Below are 16,163 nucleotides of genomic sequence, written 5' to 3' on the forward strand. Positions count from 1 at the left end.
TTCGTCAGCCCGGGAGGCGCGTGCGGAAGATCGCCGTCCCGGGCAGGTAGGCGCCGCGCACCGGGCCCCAACCGCCCCAGACCTCGGTGTTGTCGGCGGGCCACTCGGGCTCGACGACGTCGCGCACCTCGAGCCCGGCGGCGACCACCTCGCGCACGTGGTCGCCCAGCGTGCGGTGGTACTCGGCGTAGACGACGCGGCCGGCGTCGTCCGTCTCGACGTACGGCCGCCGGTCGAAGTAGGAGCGGTTCGCAGTCAGCCCGTGCGCGCTCGGGTCGTCGGGGAAGGCCCAGCGTGTGGGGTGCGTGACCGAGAACGTCCACGTGCCGCCGGGCCGCAGGACGCGCGCGACCTCGCGGTGGATCGCGTCGGCGTCGGGGACGAACGGGATCGCGCCGAACGACGTGAACGCGACGTCGAAGACGTCGTCCGCGAACGGCAGGCGGCGCGCGTCGGCCTGCACCGCCGGGACCCGGACCCCGGTGGCCCGATCGAGCGCCGTCCCCGCAGCGAGCATCCCCCGGGAGACGTCCGTCGCGACCACGTGCGCCCTCTGCGTGGCGAGCCAGCGCGAGCACTGAGCCGCCCCGGCGCCGACCTCGAGCACGCGGAGTCCCGCGACGTCGCCGAGCAGTCGGGCGTCGCGCTCCCGCAGCCCCTCGGGGCACCAGCAGAAGTCGGCGGCGCCGAGGAACGCTCCGTGCTCGTCGAGGTACTCGGCGGCGTTCGCGTCCCACCACCCGCGCCCGGCGTTCCCGCCCTCGGCGGCGGGCACGTCGCGGTAGCCGGCGTCGGCCGTCGGACCGGGCGGGGCGACGTCGTCCGGCGGGACCTGGGACGGCACGGGGGGTGGGGTCGCGCTCATCCGGCCATTCTCCCGGGCGTCACCGGTACCGGGCACCGCGGGGCGCCGCACGACCCGGACGCTCGGGACCTTGGTCGTCGGCGTGCCCGAGGACCGGGACGGGCCGTGACCCACGCCGCGGGGTTGACTAGGGTTGTGGGTGACGCGGTGCCGCGGAGGTCGGCACCTCCGTCGACGCCGGGCACGCGCGAGGACGCGCGACGCGACGACGAGACGGAGGAAACAGGTGCGCATCGGACTTCTCACCGGCGGAGGCGACTGCCCCGGCCTGAACGCGGCGATCCGGGCCGTGGTCAAGCAGGGGACGGGGGAGTACGGGCACACCATCATCGGTTTCCGCAACGGGTGGCGCGGCGTGGTCGACGGCGACGTGCACCCGCTCGGGCGGCAGGACATCCGCAACGTGCTGCCGGTCGGCGGGACGCTGCTCGGCACGGCGCGGTTCCACCCCCGCGAGGAGGACGGCAGCATGGACGCCGTCCTCGCGACGGTCGAGGCCGAGCACCTGGACGCCCTCATCTGCATCGGTGGCGACGGCACGCTGCACGCCGCGAGCCGCGTCGCGGAGGCGGGCGTCAAAATCGTCGCGATCCCCAAGACGATCGACAACGACGTCGAGGGCACGGACCTGTCGATCGGGTTCCACACCGCGGTGAACATCGCGACCGAGGCCCTCGACCGTGTGCACACGACGGCGGAGAGCCACAACCGCGTCATGGTCGTCGAGGTCATGGGCCGTCACGCCGGGTGGATCGCGGTCAACGCGGGCATCGCGGGCGGCGCCGAGGTCGTCCTCGCCCCCGAGGAGCCGTTCGACATCGACCAGCTCGTGAAGTTCCTGCGGCACCGGCACCGCGCGCACGCGAACTTCTCGATCGTCGTCGTCGCGGAGGGCGCGGTCCCGCGCGAGGGGTCGTCGATGGAGTTCACGCAGCAGCTCGGCCGCTTCGGCGAGATCGTCGCCGGGTCCATCGGAGAGCGCGTGAGCGCGGAGATCGCGGAGCGCACGGGGTTCGACACGCGGCTCACGGTGCTCGGGCACGTGCAACGCGGTGGCGAGCCCACGCCCACCGACCGCATCCTCGGCAGCCGGTTCGGCGTTGCCGCCGTCGACGCCGTGAGCGCGGGGACGTCGGGCGTGATGACGGCGCTGCGCGGCGAGCGCGTCGAGCTCGTGCCCCTGGCGGAGGTCGCCGGCCGGCCCAAGCGCGTGCCCGAGGAGCTGCTGCGCGTCGCGCGCGTGCTCGCCTGAGGCGACCCCGGGTGAAGGACGCCGGGCCGCCGCGCTCGCGTTGACCACCGGGGTGACACCCGGATAAGGTGGACGGCGGTGCGTTGCGCCTGCCTTCGTCCCGGACCATGACGCCAACCATGACGTCACCTGGTCCACGGACCAGCGGCAGCGGCGCGCCGAGAACCCTACCCGCTCGACTACACCTGTCCGCATCGGAGCATCGAACTCAATGACCATCTCTACCCCCGCGAAGTCCGCACCCCAGGTTGCCGTCAACGACATCGGCACCGAGGAGGACTTCCTCGCCGCCGTTGACGCGACCATCAAGTACTTCAACGACGGCGACATCGTCGAAGGCACGATCGTCAAGGTGGACCGCGACGAGGTCCTCCTCGACATCGGCTACAAGACCGAGGGCGTCATCCCCTCCCGCGAGCTGTCCATCAAGCACGACGTGGACCCCGGTGAGGTCGTCAACGTCGGCGACGCGGTCGAGGCCCTCGTCCTCCAGAAGGAGGACAAGGAAGGCCGTCTGATCCTGTCCAAGAAGCGCGCCCAGTACGAGCGCGCCTGGGGCACGATCGAGAAGATCAAGGAGGAGGACGGCGTCGTCACCGGCACCGTCATCGAGGTCGTCAAGGGTGGTCTCATCCTCGACATCGGCCTCCGTGGCTTCCTCCCGGCCTCCCTCGTGGAGATGCGTCGCGTCCGCGACCTCCAGCCGTACGTCGGCAAGGAGATCGAGGCGAAGATCATCGAGCTCGACAAGAACCGCAACAACGTCGTCCTCTCGCGCCGCGCCTGGCTCGAGCAGACGCAGTCCGAGGTCCGCTCCACCTTCCTGCAGACGCTGCAGAAGGGTCAGGTGCGCCCCGGTGTCGTCTCCTCGATCGTCAACTTCGGTGCGTTCGTGGACCTCGGCGGCGTCGACGGCCTCGTGCACGTCTCCGAGCTGTCCTGGAAGCACATCGACCACCCCTCCGAGGTCGTCGAGGTCGGCCAGGAGGTCACGGTCGAGGTCCTGGACGTCGACTTCGACCGCGAGCGCGTCTCGCTGTCGCTGAAGGCGACGCAGGAGGACCCGTGGCAGACGTTCGCCCGGACCCACGCGATCGGTCAGGTCGTGCCGGGCAAGGTCACCAAGCTCGTCCCGTTCGGTGCGTTCGTGCGCGTCGAGGACGGCATCGAGGGCCTCGTGCACATCTCGGAGCTGGCCGTGCGCCACGTCGAGCTGCCGGAGCAGGTCGTCAACGTCGGCGACGAGGTCTTCGTCAAGGTCATCGACATCGACCTCGAGCGTCGTCGCATCTCGCTCTCGCTCAAGCAGGCCAACGAGGGCGTGGACCCGGAGTCGGACGACTTCGACCCCGCGCTCTACGGCATGGCGGCCGAGTACGACGAGCAGGGGAACTACAAGTACCCCGAGGGCTTCGACCCGGAGACCAACGAGTGGCTCGAGGGCTTCGAGACGCAGCGCGAGGCGTGGGAGGCGGAGTACGCCAAGGCCCACGAGCGCTGGGAGGCGCACCGCAAGCAGGTCGCCGAGGCCGTCAAGGCCGACTTCGACGCCGCGTCGGGCGACTCGGGCTCCTCGAGCTCGTCGTCGTCCTCGAGCAGCACGTCCTACTCGTCGGCCCCGGCCGCCGAGGCGACGGGCACGCTCGCGTCGGACGAGGCGCTCGCCGCGCTCCGCGAGAAGCTCACCGGCAACTGATCTCCTGACGCCCTTCGCCGATCAGGCGGAGACGTCGCAGGTCGCAGAAAGGCCCGCCACCCCCAGGGTGGCGGGCCTTTCGCCGTTCCCGGCAACCGACCCTGCCCCGCCGAACATGGGGTTGCCGCCCGTCCGGGCCCAGGACGGGCCGCAACCCCAAGTTCGGCGGTCAGCAACCGCATGCTCGGCGTCAGGCCACGGGCACCGGGGAGTCGGCGAACTGGGTGTGGTAGAGCGCGGCGTACCGGCCGTTGCGGGCGAGCAGCTCGGTGTGCGTGCCGGTCTCGACGACGCGTCCTGCGTCGAGGACGACGATGAGGTCTGCCTCGCGCACGGTCGAGAGCCGGTGCGCGATGACGAGCGACGTCCGGCCGCGCAGCGCCTCGGCCAGGGCCGCCTGGACCGCAGCCTCGGAGCCCGAGTCGAGGTGTGCCGTCGCCTCGTCGAGGACGACGAGCCGCGGCGCCTTGAGGAAGACGCGCGCGATCGCGAGGCGTTGACGCTCGCCGCCGGACATGCGGTACCCGCGGTCGCCGACCACGGTGTCCATCCCGGACGGCAGCGTCGCGACCACGTCCCACACGTGCGCGCGCCGCAGCGCGGCCTCGAGCTCGGCGTCGGTCGCGTCGGGCTTCGCGTACCGGAGGTTGTCGGCGATGGAGTCGTGGAAGAGGTGCGCCTCCTGCGTGACCACGCCGACGGCGTCGTGCAGGCTCTCCTGCGTGACGTCGCGCAGGTCGCGCCCGGCGATCCGCACGTGCCCGGAGGTCGGGTCGTACATGCGCGTGACGAGCTGGGACACGGTGGTCTTGCCCGCGCCGGACGAACCGACGAGCGCGACCATCGCCCCCGCGGGGACGGAGAACGTGACGTCGCGCAGGGTGTCGGTCGTGGGGTCCGTCCCCTCGACGGCGACGGACTCGAGCGAGGCGAGGGAGACCTCCGAGGCGCTGGGGTAGCGGAACGTCACGCCGTCGAGCTCGAGGCTCGCTCCCTCCGTCTCGAGGTCGTCGGCGAGGTCGACCGCGTCGGGCGCGTCGGTCACGGTCGGCTCGAGGTCGAGGACCTCGAGCACGCGCTCGAAGCTGACGAGGGCGGTCATGACGTCGACCTGGACGTTGGACATGGCGGTGAGCGGGCCGTAGAGGCGCCCGAGATAGGCGGTGAGCGCGACGACGGTGCCCACCGTCAGCGACCCGGAGATCGCCATGACGCCGCCGAGCCCGTAGACGATCGCGACGGCGACCGAGGCGACGACGGTGAGGCCGACGCGGAACACCGTGCCGTACATGGCCTGCTTCACGCCGATGTCACGCACGCGGCCGGCCTGGGTGGCGAACCGGGACGACTCGCGGGCCGGGTCGCCGAAGACCTTGACGAGGTGGGCGCCCGCGACGTTGAACCGCTCGTTCATCGTCTGCGCCGCCTCGGCGTTGAGCTCGTAGCTCTCGCGCGTGATCGCGGCGAGGCGCTTGCCGACCCAGCGGGCCGGGAGCACGAAGGCGGGCAGCAGGGTCAGGGCGAGGAGGGTGAGCTGCCAGGACATGGAGAGCATCGCGGCGAGGACGAACACGACGGTGAGGAGGTTCGAGAAGACGTTGGAGAGCGTCGACGTGAACGCCTGCTGCGCGCCGAGGACGTCGCCGTTGAGCCGCTGGACGAGGGCGCCGGTGCGGGTCCGGCTGAAGAAGGCGAGCGGCATGCGCTGCACGTGGTCGAAGACGGCGGTGCGGAGGTCGACGATGAGGCCCTCGCCGATGCGCGAGGAGAACCAGCGCTGGGCGACCCCGAGCGCGCCGGAGAGCACGGCCAGCCCGGCGGCGACGAGGGACAGGCTGACGACGACGTCGACGTCGCCGGCGGTGATGCCGTCGTCGATGATCCGCTGGAACAGGAGCGGCGTGGCCGCGCCCGCGGCGGCGTCGATCGAGATGAGCACGAGGAAGGCCGCGAGCTGGCGGCGGTAGGGCCGGGCGAACGTCAGGACGCGTCGGATCGTGCCGCGGTGCAGCCGCCGGGACGCGACGGAGGAGTCCTGGCGGAACGAGCGCATGCCGCGCCCGCCGCCGGAGCCGGGGAGAGGTGAGGTGAAAGACATGGGGCCTCCTGGGTGGGGGAGGGGCGCGGTCGTCCGCGGGCGTGGTGGCCGGGCGCGCGCGGCCGGCTGGTGGGCACGGTCGCGCGGGCCGCACGCGAAACGATAGTGAGTCTAACTCACAATGAGCGTGCTCCACAAGACCTCGTCCGCCCGGTACGCTCGGCATCGTGACGAGCGATGCGAGCGCGCGCCCCGCGCGGGGCGCGGTGGGCGGCCCGACCTCCACGGACGAGGCGGGCGAGTTCCTCTCGCTCCTGCACGCGGCGCTCCGGAGCGTGCGGCGCGAGGCGAGCGAGCGCGCGGAGCCGGCGGGCACGACCCCCGGCCAGTACCGGATGCTGCGGTTCCTCGCCCGCTGCGACGAGCCCTGCCGGCTCGGTGCGGTCGCGTCCGCGCTGGACGTCGCCCCCCGGTCGGTGACGTCCAAGGTCGACGACGCCGAGCAGGCCGGGCTCGTCCGGCGGACCCCCGACCCGCACGACCGGAGGGCGACGCTCGTCGAGCTCACGCCACGGGGACGTGAGGTCGTCGCGCAGGTAGGAGCGGAGCGGTCGTCGAGCGCCGGCACGCTCCTCGCGCGCCTCGACGCCGCCGAGCGCGCCGAGCTCCTGCGGCTCCTGCGTGCCGTCGCGGGCGAGCGGTCGGACGGCCAGTCCGCCGATGACCGACCGGCGGACGGCGCGGGCGAGCCGGCGGTCGGGCGCCGCTGAGCCGTCCGCGCGCTCGGCCGTCCCGGCGCGAGGTCGCCCACCGGCTGGCAGGATGGGGCGCATGTTTCGCATCGGCCTGACCGGAGGAATCGCGGCGGGGAAGTCCGTCGCGCTCGCACGCTTCGCCGAGCTCGGCGCCGTCGTCGTGGACTACGACGCGCTCTCCCGCGACGCGGTCGCGCCGGGGACGGTCGGCCTCGACCAGGTCGTCGAGGCGTTCGGGCCGGGCGTCCTCGACGGTGACGGCGCGCTCGACCGGGCCGCGCTCGGTCGGCTCGTGTTCGGCGACGCCGCAGCGCGCGAGCGCCTCAACGCGATCGTTCACCCGGAGGTGCGCCGGCTCGCGGCCGAGCGAGAGGCCGCCGTCGGCGCGGCCGACCCCCGGGCCGTCGTCGTGCACGACATCCCGCTCCTCGTCGAGACGGGCGACCCCGCGCGGTTCCACTGCGTCGTGGTCGTGCACACGCCCACGGACGTCCGGGTGGGCCGGATGGTCGAGGGGCGCGGGCTGAGCGAGGACGAGGCCCGCGCCCGCCTCGCCGCCCAGGCCGACGACGCGTCGCGCCTCGCCGCGGCGGACGTGACCCTCGACGGTTCCGGCTCGCCCGAGGCGCTGCGGGACCAGGTCGACGAGCTCTGGACACGGGTGCGTGCCGAGGTCGACGCCGAGGTCCAGGCGGAGATCGAGGAGCACGAGGCGTGACCGTCGTCGTCAGCGGGTTCGAGCCGTTCGACGGCGCCGTCGCGAACCCCTCGTGGGAGACGGCCGCGCGCCTCGCCGAGCGCGGGGAGGGTCTCGTGGCCGAGCGGGTGGTCGCGGTCCGGCTCCCCGTGACCTTCGCCGGGGCGTGGCCGGTGCTCGACGCCGCGATCCGCGAGCACGACCCCGACGTCGTCGTGGCGCTCGGCCTCGCGAGCGGTGCGCCGGGCGTCCGCCTCGAACGGGTCGCCGTGAACGTGCGCGACGCACGGATCCCCGACAACGCGGGCGCGCAGCCCGTCGACGTCCCCGTCGTCGCCGGTGCGCCCGTCGGGTACTGGTCGACGCTCCCGCTCAAGGCGTCCCTCGCGGCGATCCGCGCAGAGGGTGTCCCTGCAGGGGTGTCGAGCACGGCCGGGACCTACGTGTGCAACGACGTCTTCTACGCGCTCATGCACCACTGGGGCGGGCCGGGGCGGCGTGCCGGGTTGGTCCACGTCCCTGACGCCGACGTGGTCCCGATCGAGGACCAGGTCGCCGCGGTGGCCGCGGTCGTGCGGCACGCGCTCCTCGGCACCCCCGAGCCGGTCCTCGCGGGCGGCACGGAGAGCTGAGCCGGACGAGGACGCAGCGAGGGCCCGGCAGGTCGTCCTGCCGGGCCCTCGCCGCGTGCTCGTGCTCGAGGCGTCAGCTCGTCGCGCGCCGACGTGCCACGACGAGGACCGTCGCGCCCCCGGCGAGCAGCAGCGCAGCGACCACGGCCAGCACGACGACCGAGGCGCCCGTCGTCGCGAGGCCGCTCCCCGGCGTGTCGTCACCCTGCTCGGCCGACACGGGGGTCGCGCCGGTGCCGGGAGCCGGGGTCTCGGCGGCAGGGGTCGCCTCCACCGTGGGCTCGCCCGGCTCCTCCGTGGACGGGGTCTCCTCGGCCGTCGGCGGCGTGGTCACACCCTCGCCCGGGTTCGGGCCCTCGGGCGACGGCTCGGGCTGGGGCTCCTCGACGAACGGCGTCGACTCGCACGGGCCGGCGAACGGGTAGTTGTGGTGCTCGATCCCGGCGCCACCGGTGTAGGAGACGGCGCCGTTCGACAGGATGCGTCCGTTGGTCGAGGTCGCGACGGTGAGGGTCGCGTCCGTGCGCGGCACGACGATCGTCCCGGGGAACTGGTCGTTCGTGCCGAGCGTCACCTGCGTCGCGTCCGGGAAGCTCCACAGGAAGTGCGCCGACAGGTGCTGGGTGGCCTGGTAGACGCGCACGCCGCCGTACTCGACGTGCTGCAGCCGCGACACGTCCACGGAGGGGCCGGTGACGGTGAGGAGCACCGGGCCGCTCCCGGTGACGTGCAGCGTGGACAGGCTGGAGGCCTGGGTGGCCGTGAGCGTGTACCGCGCTCCCGCCTCGACCGTCAGGACGCCGTCCTGGGGCGTGGCGGCGACGGCACCGTCGGCGGCGTCGGCCGCGAGGCCCGTGACGAGCCCGGGGAGCGCGACGTAGGGACTCAGCGCGGCCTCGCGGCCGACGCCCTGCGTCACCGTGCCGGGGCGGCCCGGGGCGTTGCGGCCCTCGGTGCTCGGGGTCGCGCCGGTGATCGCGCCCCCGACGACGACGTTGCCGCCGCTGGACGCGTGGAAACCGACCTGGGTGTTCGTCGCCGTCGCGAGGTCGCCACCGACGACGAGCATGTCGGTCCCGCCGGCCGGCGTGATGGCCGAGCCGCCGCCCCCCGCGGTCCCGACGTTGAGGCTCCCGGCCCCGGAGAGGTCGGCGTCCCCGCCCACGACGACCCGGCCCTCGAGCTCGGTCGCCGTCGTGACGGTGAGCCCGCCGCCCGCCCAGATGCCGACGCCCGCGTCCTCCACGGCGGTGAGCTCGTAGACGCCGACCGGTCGCGTGGACGGGTCCGCGGTGCAGACCTCGTCGGCGGTGACCGGCGCGCCGGCCAGCGGCGCGGCGGTCGCGGGTGCGGCGAGGCCGACGGTCGTCAGGGCGAGCGCGGTGAGGGCGAGCAGGGGGATTCCGCGGGGGCGCGCGGGGTGAAGGCGCATGGTGTCGGCTCCAGGTCGAGGGTTCGCTAGCGGCGCTGACTTACTGCGGACGGACTCCGTCGCCCGTGATCCGTGCTGTCGTGCTGCTCCACGGGCGTCGGGGAGCGCGGCAGGGTCGAGGCGACCCTAGAGGTTGCGAATGACACCTTCCAAATTACGTCGGGGTGATTTCCCCGCGCGGTTCCGAGCGCGTGCGTCGATCGCGCGCGAAGGGTCCGTGTGGGTGGCTCGACGTACCGTGGAGGCATGCGTCCCGTGACCGATCTCCAGCGTGCGACCACCCCGTTCGAGGTCATCTCCGAGTACCAGCCGTCGGGTGACCAGCCGACGGCGATCGCGGACCTCTCCCAACGCATTCGCGCGGGGGAGAAGGACGTCGTGCTGCTCGGCGCCACCGGGACGGGCAAGTCGGCCACGACGGCGTGGCTCATCGAGGAGCTGCAGCGCCCGACGCTGGTCATGGCGCCCAACAAGACCCTCGCGGCGCAGCTCGCGACGGAGTTCCGGGAGCTGCTCCCCAACAACGCCGTCGAGTACTTCGTCTCCTACTACGACTACTACCAGCCCGAGGCGTACATCGCGCAGACGGACACCTACATCGAGAAGGACTCGTCCATCAACGACGAGGTCGAGCGGCTGCGGCACTCCGCGACGAGCTCGCTGCTCACCCGGCGCGACGTCGTCGTGGTCGCCTCCGTGTCGTGCATCTACGGCCTCGGCACGCCGCAGGAGTACGTCGACCGCATGGTCCGGCTCGACGTCGGCATGCAGGTCGAGCGCGACGACCTGCTCCGGCAGTTCGTGACCATGCAGTACACGCGCAACGACATGGCGTTCACGCGCGGCACCTTCCGTGTGCGCGGTGACACGGTCGAGATCATCCCGGTGTACGAGGAGCTCGCGGTCCGCATCGAGTTCTTCGGGGACGAGATCGAGAGCATCCAGACCCTGCACCCGCTCACGGGCGACGTGATCCGGTCGGAGCCGAGCATCCACGTGTTCCCGGCGACGCACTACGTCGCGGGGCCGGAGCGCATGGAGCGCGCGATCTCCTCGATCGAGGCCGAGCTCGCCGAGCGGCTCGACGAGCTCGAGCGGCAGAACAAGCTGCTCGAGGCCCAGCGGCTGCGCATGCGCACCACCTACGACATCGAGATGATGCGCCAGATCGGCACCGCGTCCGGGATCGAGAACTACTCGCGGCACATCGACGGCCGCGAGCCGGGATCGGCGCCGAACACGCTGCTCGACTACTTCCCGGAGGACTTCCTCCTCGTCATCGACGAGTCGCACGTGACCGTGCCGCAGATCGGCGCGATGTTCGAGGGCGACATGTCGCGCAAGCGCAGCCTCGTCGACCACGGGTTCCGGCTGCCGAGCGCGATGGACAACCGGCCCCTGCGCTGGGAGGAGTTCGTCGAGCGGATCGGCCAGACCGTGTACCTGTCGGCGACCCCCGGCGACTACGAGCTCTCGATGGCGGACGGCGTCGTCGAGCAGATCATCCGCCCGACCGGCCTCGTCGACCCGGAGGTGCTCGTCAAGCCGACCACGGGGCAGATCGACGACCTGCTGCACGAGATCCGCGAGCGGGTCGAGCGGAACGAGCGCGTCCTGGTCACGACCCTCACCAAGAAGATGGCCGAGGACCTCACGGACTACCTGCTCGAGAAGGACGTGCGGGTCCGGTACCTGCACTCCGAGGTCGACACGCTGCGGCGCGTCGAGCTCCTGCGCGAGCTCCGCCTCGGCGAGTACGACGTCCTCGTCGGCATCAACCTCCTGCGCGAGGGCCTCGATCTGCCCGAGGTGTCGCTCGTCGCGATCCTCGACGCGGACAAGGAGGGCTTCCTGCGGTCGCCCAAGTCGCTCATCCAGACGATCGGCCGCGCGGCCCGCAACGTCTCCGGCCAGGTGCACATGTACGCGGACAAGATCACGCCGGCGATGGCCGCGGCGATCGAGGAGACCGAGCGTCGTCGCGAGCGGCAGATCGCGTACAACACGGAGCACGGGGTCGACCCGACGCCGCTGCGCAAGCGGATCTCCGACGTGACGGACATGCTCGCGCGCGAGGACGTCGACACGGCCGAGCTCCTCGCGGGCGGGTACCGGCAGCCGGGCAAGGGAGCGAAGGGCAAGGCACCGGTGCCGGGAGCGCCCAAGGAGGGCGCGTCGTCGGGCAACCGGCTCGCGGGCGCGGCGGCGAGCGACCTCGCCGAGCTCATCCAGGAGCTCAGCGACCAGATGCACGCGGCCGCGGGCGAGCTGCAGTTCGAGCTCGCCGCCCGGCTGCGCGACGAGATCTCCGGGCTCAAGAAGGAGCTGCGGCAGATGCAGGCCGCGACGGCCTGACGCGGAGGTCCGGGGCCGCCGTCGGGCGACGAGCCCGTCGGCCGGCCGCGGGGGAGGAGGCGACGTGACGTTCGGGGTGCAGGTGACGTTCGACGCGGCCGACCCGCGTTCGCTGGGCGCGTTCTGGTGCGTGGCGCTCGGGTACGTGGAGCCGCCGCCGCCCGAGGGCTTCGGGTCGTGGGAGCACGCCCTGGAGGCGTGGGGCGTCCCTCCGGAACGACGCGGCGACCGGTATGCGATCGTCGACCCCGACGGGGTCGGCCCGCGTGTGTACCTCCAGCGCGTGCCGGAGCCCAAGACCGCGAAGAACCGCGTCCACCTCGACGTGGACGTCGGGGCGGGAGCGCCCGACGCAGAGACCCGGGTCGCGCGGGTGCGCGCCCATGCGGCGCGGCTCGTCGAGCTCGGTGCCCGCGTCGAGCGCGAGGTCGAGGAGATGGGCGAGTTCTGGGTCGTGCTCCAGGACCCCGAGGGGAACGAGCTCTGCCTCCAGTGAGCGGCCGGGGTCGAACCGGCGGCGAGGCCGAGGAACATCTCGCCCGCGCGTCACGTTGTCCCGTGCGGAGGGGCGATGGCCTATGCTGGCTCCTCGTTGAAGGGGAGTATTCCTCCGCGGTGATGTCGTCATCACGGCCGGCGCAGTCGTCGGCCCGGTGTCACCGGTCCCACAACCACCAGCCCGCGTCCCGTGCGGGTGCGGGTGGCGGTGCGTGGCGGAAGAGACCTTCGGTACACAGTGCTCCCCACGTACCGGAGGAATCTTCATGGATGTGCCCGTCTGGGTCTGGCTCGTCACCGTCGGCGTGATCCTCGCGATGCTCGCCGTCGACTACGTCGGGCACGTGCGCACGCCCCACGCCCCGAGCCTGCGCGAGGCCACCTGGTGGTCCGCCGGCTACGTCGCCGTCGCGGTGGCCTTCGGCGGCATCGTCTGGGCCGTCTGGGGCTCGACGTACGGCGGGGAGTACTTCGCCGGCTACATCACCGAGAAGAGCCTGTCGGTCGACAACCTCTTCGTGTTCGTCCTCATCATGACGAGCTTCCGCGTCCCACGGCTCTACCAGCAGAAGGTGCTGCTCATCGGCATCACGATCGCGCTGGTCCTGCGGACGATCTTCATCTTCCTCGGCGCGGCCCTCATCGAGAACTTCAGCTGGGTCTTCTACGTCTTCGGCGCGTTCCTGCTCTACACCGCGTGGACGCAGGTCAAGGCGGGCTCGGGCCACGACGAGGAGTTCCACGAGAACGGCGCGCTGAGGCTGACCCGCCGCCTGTTCCCGACGACGGAGACGTACGTCGAGGACAAGATGACGACGAAGATCGACGGGAAGCGCTACATCACCCCGATGCTCATCGTCATGATCGCGATCGGCAGCGCCGACCTGCTCTTCGCGGTCGACTCGATCCCCGCGATCTTCGGCCTCACGCAGGAGACCTTCCTCGTGTTCGCCGCCAACGCGTTCTCGCTGCTCGGCCTGCGCCAGCTCTACTTCCTCATCGACGGCCTCCTCGACCGCCTCGTCTACCTCGCGTACGGCCTCGCGGCGATCCTCGGGTTCATCGGCGTCAAGCTGCTCATCCACGCGCTGCACAAGAACGAGGTGCCGTTCATCAACGGCGGTGAGCACATCACCGCCATCCCGGAGATCTCGACGGCGCTGTCGCTCGGGTTCATCGTCGTCGTGCTCACGATCACCACGGTCGCGAGCCTCGCCAAGGACCGCGCCGACCGTCGGCGTTCCGTCGAGAGCTCGGAGGGCTCACGCTGATGGTTCACGAGCTTCCCGTCTGGTTCGAGTGGGCGTCGCTGTCGGCGCTCGCGATCCTGCTCCTCGTCGACCTGTTCGTCGTGGGGCGCCGCCCGCACGTCCCCTCGATGCGCGAGAGCGCGCTGTGGGTCGGGTTCTACGTCGCGCTCGCGCTGGTCTTCGGGGCGATCGTGGGCGCGGTCGGCGGGGCGGCACCGGCCGGGGAGTTCTACGCGGGCTGGCTCACGGAGTACAGCCTGTCGGTGGACAACCTCTTTGTGTTCGTCATCATCATGGCGAGGTTCGCGGTCCCGCGGGACCAGCAGCAGCGCGTGCTGATGGTCGGCATCATCGTCGCGCTCGTCCTGCGCGGGGCGTTCATCCTCGCGGGCGCGGCGATCATCGCCCAGTTCGTGTGGGTGTTCTACCTGTTCGGCGCCTTCCTCATCTACACGGCGATCAAGCTCGTGGCCGGCGGGGACGAGCCCGAGGAGTATCACGAGAACCGCGCCGTGCGGGCGCTGCGGAAGGTGCTGCCGCTGGGTACGCAGTACGACGGCGGCCGGCTGCGCACGGTCGAGGACGGCAAGCGGGTCTTCACCCCGCTCGTCATCGTGTTCCTCGCGATCGGCAGCACCGACCTGCTCTTCGCGTTCGACTCGATCCCGGCGATCTTCGGGCTCACCCAGGACCCGTTCATCGTCTTCACGACGAACGTCTTCGCGCTCATGGGCCTGCGCCAGCTCTACTTCCTCCTGGGCGGCCTGCTCGAGCGGCTGGTCTACCTGCCGATCGGCCTCGCGGTGATCCTCGGGTTCATCGGCGTGAAGCTCATCCTCGAGGCGCTGCACGAGAACACGCTGCCGTTCATCAACGGCGGCGAGCACCTCGACGCGGTCCCGACGGTCCCGATCTGGCTGTCGCTCGTCGTGATCATCGGAGCGCTCGCCGTCACGACCATCGCGAGCCTGCTGCGGACGCGGGCGCTGCACGCCCAGGACGGCCCGGCCGCGACGGCCGCCGCGAGCGACGCCGGTCCCGTCGAGAACGCGGTCGAGGCCATCGCGGACGAGACCGTCGACGAGGTCTCGACCACCGGCGAGGCGCCGCCGTGGGGCACAGGCCCGCAGGACGGCGCTGCGCGGTAGCGCGTGCCCGACGAGCCGCGGAGCGAGACGGTGCCCGCCCGGCCCGACAGGTCCCGCGCCTCCCGACTGGCCACGCACGCAGCGGTCGCCACCGCGCTGTCGCTGCGCAGCGACCACGAGCTGCGCGCGCTCGTGGACGAGGCCCCACGGATCGGTGCCGGCATCGGCGGGGAGACGGTGCTGCTCGACCTCGACGGCACGCCCGTGTTCGTCAAGCACGTGCGACTGACCGACCTCGAGCGACAGGCGGAGAACGTCCGCTCCACGGCGAACCTGTTCGACCTCCCGACGTTCTGCCACTACGGAGTCGGCACCATCGGCGCCCCGGGGTTCGGGGCCTGGCGGGAGCTGGCCGTGCACGGCATGACGACGGGCTGGGTGATCGCGGGGGAGCACGAGGGCTTTCCCCTGATGCACCACTGGCGGGTGCTTCCCGACGGGGGCCGGCCGCTGCCCGGCGAGCTGGCCGACGTCGAGCGTGCCGTCGAGTACTGGGGCGGCGGCGAGGCGGTGCGTCGCCGGATCGAAGCCCTGCGAGACTCCTCGGCGAGCATCGTGCTGTTCCTGGAGTACGTGCCGCAGACGCTGCACGACTGGCTCGGCGCCCAGATCGAGACCGGTGGTGAGGCCGCCGAGCGGGCCTGCGCGCTCGTGGAGGAGGAGCTGAGCACCGGGATCTCCTTCATGAGGTCGCGGGGCTTGCTGCACTTCGACACGCACTTCGAGAACGTCCTGACCGACGGCGAACGGCTGTACGTCGCCGACTACGGCCTCGCGATCTCGTCAGGCTTCGACCTCTCGCCCGACGAGGTCGACTTCGCCGACGCGCACCAGGAGTACGACGACTGCTACAGCGTCACCCACCTGGTGAGCTGGCTGGCCGTCGCGCTGTACGGGTGCGGGCCCGAGGAGCGCCGCGCGCTGGTGCGTTCCTGGGCTCAGGGCAGCCTTCCGACGGGCGCTCCCACGGCGGTCGCCTCGACGTTGTCCCGGCACGCCCCGGTCGCGGCGGTGGTCGGGGACTTCTACCGCGCGTTCCAGCGGGAGAGCCGGGAGACGCCGTACCCGTGGGAGGCGATCCGTCGGCTCGACCGGGACCGCCGTCCGGGCGCGACCGCGTGGTGAGCCGCCCCGGCGTGCTGGCCCTCGTCCCGGGCGAGCGTGCGCAGGGCGGGTGAGACCCCGGTCAGGCGCGGTCCGCCCAGTCGCCGATGACCGGCGCCCACGGGCGGACCGTGCGCTCGGCGACGAGGCCCGCCCGCCCGAACGGGTCGTCGTCGAGGACCGCGGCGACCGCGTCGGGCGTCTCCCCGTCGAGGACGAGCAGCGCCCCGGCGGGTGCGCCCTCGTGCGCGGGCAGCGGGCCGGACGCCAGGAGCGTGCCCCGGGCGTACAGGTCGCCCAGGAACGCGCGGTGCTCCGGACGCAGGGCGTCGAGCTCCGGGGCGCGGTCGGCGTAGACGTAGGTGACGGCGTGGATCGGCATGCTGTCAGTGAACCAGGCCCGCCCGACGGCGCGCGGTCGGGTCCGCGCCTCGGTCGTCA

General features: G+C 72.3%; 14 protein-coding genes. 10 read left to right on the forward strand and 4 right to left on the reverse strand.

Annotation, left to right across the window (positions count from 1 at the left end):
- Positions 1 to 4 precede the first annotated feature (4 nt).
- The gene (locus NF338_RS07580) at positions 5 to 865 is read right to left on the reverse strand and encodes a class I SAM-dependent methyltransferase (protein WP_264030203.1); all 861 of its coding nucleotides are present in this window, start codon (positions 863 to 865) and stop codon (positions 5 to 7) included.
- Positions 866 to 1,091: 226 nt separating this feature from the next.
- Between NF338_RS07580 and NF338_RS07585 the strand changes: the two genes are divergently transcribed.
- A complete protein-coding gene (locus NF338_RS07585) occupies positions 1,092 to 2,117 on the forward strand; it encodes a 6-phosphofructokinase (RefSeq protein WP_204541848.1) in 1,026 nt (341 codons plus the stop codon).
- Between the two features lie 211 nt (positions 2,118 to 2,328).
- A complete protein-coding gene (gene rpsA, locus NF338_RS07590) occupies positions 2,329 to 3,813 on the forward strand; it encodes a 30S ribosomal protein S1 (RefSeq protein WP_047232834.1) in 1,485 nt (494 codons plus the stop codon).
- A 190-nt stretch (positions 3,814 to 4,003) separates the two neighbouring features.
- Here rpsA and NF338_RS07595 read toward each other — a convergent pair whose 3' ends face one another.
- Positions 4,004 to 5,911: an ABC transporter ATP-binding protein gene (locus NF338_RS07595; RefSeq protein WP_264030205.1), complete on the reverse strand. Its 1,908-nt coding sequence runs from the start codon at positions 5,909 to 5,911 to the stop codon at positions 4,004 to 4,006.
- 167 nt (positions 5,912 to 6,078) lie between these two features.
- On the opposite strand from NF338_RS07595, the gene NF338_RS07600 reads away from it, so the two are divergent.
- The 3 genes from NF338_RS07600 (at position 6,079) to NF338_RS07610 (ending at position 7,935) form a co-directional block, all read left to right on the forward strand.
- Positions 6,079 to 6,621, forward strand: coding sequence for a MarR family winged helix-turn-helix transcriptional regulator (locus NF338_RS07600; protein ID WP_264030206.1), 543 nt, complete (start codon positions 6,079 to 6,081; stop codon positions 6,619 to 6,621).
- A gap of 61 nt (positions 6,622 to 6,682) precedes the next feature.
- Positions 6,683 to 7,324: a dephospho-CoA kinase gene (gene coaE, locus NF338_RS07605; RefSeq protein ID WP_264030207.1), complete on the forward strand. Its 642-nt coding sequence runs from the start codon at positions 6,683 to 6,685 to the stop codon at positions 7,322 to 7,324.
- Positions 7,321 to 7,935 carry a pyroglutamyl-peptidase I gene (locus NF338_RS07610; protein ID WP_264030208.1) on the forward strand — a complete coding sequence of 205 codons (615 nt, stop codon included), beginning with the start codon at positions 7,321 to 7,323 and terminating at the stop codon, positions 7,933 to 7,935. The genes coaE and NF338_RS07610 overlap by 4 nt, the downstream gene beginning before the upstream one ends.
- Before the next feature lie 73 nt (positions 7,936 to 8,008).
- Here NF338_RS07610 and NF338_RS07615 read toward each other — a convergent pair whose 3' ends face one another.
- Positions 8,009 to 9,367 carry a choice-of-anchor A family protein gene (locus NF338_RS07615; protein ID WP_264030209.1) on the reverse strand — a complete coding sequence of 453 codons (1,359 nt, stop codon included), beginning with the start codon at positions 9,365 to 9,367 and terminating at the stop codon, positions 8,009 to 8,011.
- Between the two features lie 246 nt (positions 9,368 to 9,613).
- Here NF338_RS07615 and uvrB point away from each other — a divergent pair, with 246 nt between their 5' ends.
- The 5 genes from uvrB to NF338_RS07640 all read left to right on the forward strand — a co-directional run bounded on the left by uvrB (position 9,614) and on the right by NF338_RS07640 (position 15,743).
- Entirely contained in the window at positions 9,614 to 11,722 is a 2,109-nt protein-coding gene (uvrB, locus tag NF338_RS07620; protein WP_264030210.1) for an excinuclease ABC subunit UvrB, read from the forward strand.
- A gap of 64 nt (positions 11,723 to 11,786) precedes the next feature.
- Entirely contained in the window at positions 11,787 to 12,218 is a 432-nt protein-coding gene (locus NF338_RS07625; protein ID WP_264030211.1) for a VOC family protein, read from the forward strand.
- 268 nt (positions 12,219 to 12,486) lie between these two features.
- The gene (locus tag NF338_RS07630; protein WP_264030212.1) at positions 12,487 to 13,491 is read left to right on the forward strand and encodes a TerC family protein; all 1,005 of its coding nucleotides are present in this window, start codon (positions 12,487 to 12,489) and stop codon (positions 13,489 to 13,491) included.
- On the forward strand, positions 13,491 to 14,618 hold the full coding sequence (locus tag NF338_RS07635) for a TerC family protein (protein WP_264030213.1): 1,128 nt from the start codon (positions 13,491 to 13,493) through the stop codon (positions 14,616 to 14,618). The genes NF338_RS07630 and NF338_RS07635 overlap by 1 nt, the downstream gene beginning before the upstream one ends.
- A 30-nt stretch (positions 14,619 to 14,648) precedes the next feature.
- A complete protein-coding gene (locus NF338_RS07640) occupies positions 14,649 to 15,743 on the forward strand; it encodes a protein kinase family protein (RefSeq protein WP_264030214.1) in 1,095 nt (364 codons plus the stop codon).
- Positions 15,744 to 15,804: 61 nt separating this feature from the next.
- Here the strand turns inward: NF338_RS07640 and NF338_RS07645 are convergent, their stop codons facing one another.
- A complete protein-coding gene (locus NF338_RS07645) occupies positions 15,805 to 16,104 on the reverse strand; it encodes a YciI family protein (protein ID WP_264030215.1) in 300 nt (99 codons plus the stop codon).
- Positions 16,105 to 16,163 lie beyond the last annotated feature (59 nt).

It is taken from the genome of Cellulosimicrobium sp. SH8 (genome assembly GCF_025818875.1).
Lineage (GTDB): Bacteria > Actinomycetota > Actinomycetes > Actinomycetales > Cellulomonadaceae > Cellulosimicrobium > Cellulosimicrobium cellulans_D.

Excerpts from the sequence above, each read along its gene's own strand:
- NF338_RS07580 (WP_264030203.1), bottom strand. The coding sequence starts at position 865 with ATGAGCGCGACCCCACCCCCCGTGCCGTCCCAGGTCCCGCCGGACGAC.
- rpsA (WP_047232834.1), top strand. The coding sequence starts at position 2,329 with ATGACCATCTCTACCCCCGCGAAGTCCGCACCCCAGGTTGCCGTCAAC.
- NF338_RS07595 (WP_264030205.1), bottom strand. The coding sequence starts at position 5,911 with ATGTCTTTCACCTCACCTCTCCCCGGCTCCGGCGGCGGGCGCGGCATG.
- coaE (WP_264030207.1), top strand. The coding sequence starts at position 6,683 with ATGTTTCGCATCGGCCTGACCGGAGGAATCGCGGCGGGGAAGTCCGTC.
- NF338_RS07615 (WP_264030209.1), bottom strand. The coding sequence starts at position 9,367 with ATGCGCCTTCACCCCGCGCGCCCCCGCGGAATCCCCCTGCTCGCCCTC.
- uvrB (WP_264030210.1), top strand. The coding sequence starts at position 9,614 with ATGCGTCCCGTGACCGATCTCCAGCGTGCGACCACCCCGTTCGAGGTC.
- NF338_RS07630 (WP_264030212.1), top strand. The coding sequence starts at position 12,487 with ATGGATGTGCCCGTCTGGGTCTGGCTCGTCACCGTCGGCGTGATCCTC.
- NF338_RS07635 (WP_264030213.1), top strand. The coding sequence starts at position 13,491 with ATGGTTCACGAGCTTCCCGTCTGGTTCGAGTGGGCGTCGCTGTCGGCG.
- NF338_RS07645 (WP_264030215.1), bottom strand. The coding sequence starts at position 16,104 with ATGCCGATCCACGCCGTCACCTACGTCTACGCCGACCGCGCCCCGGAG.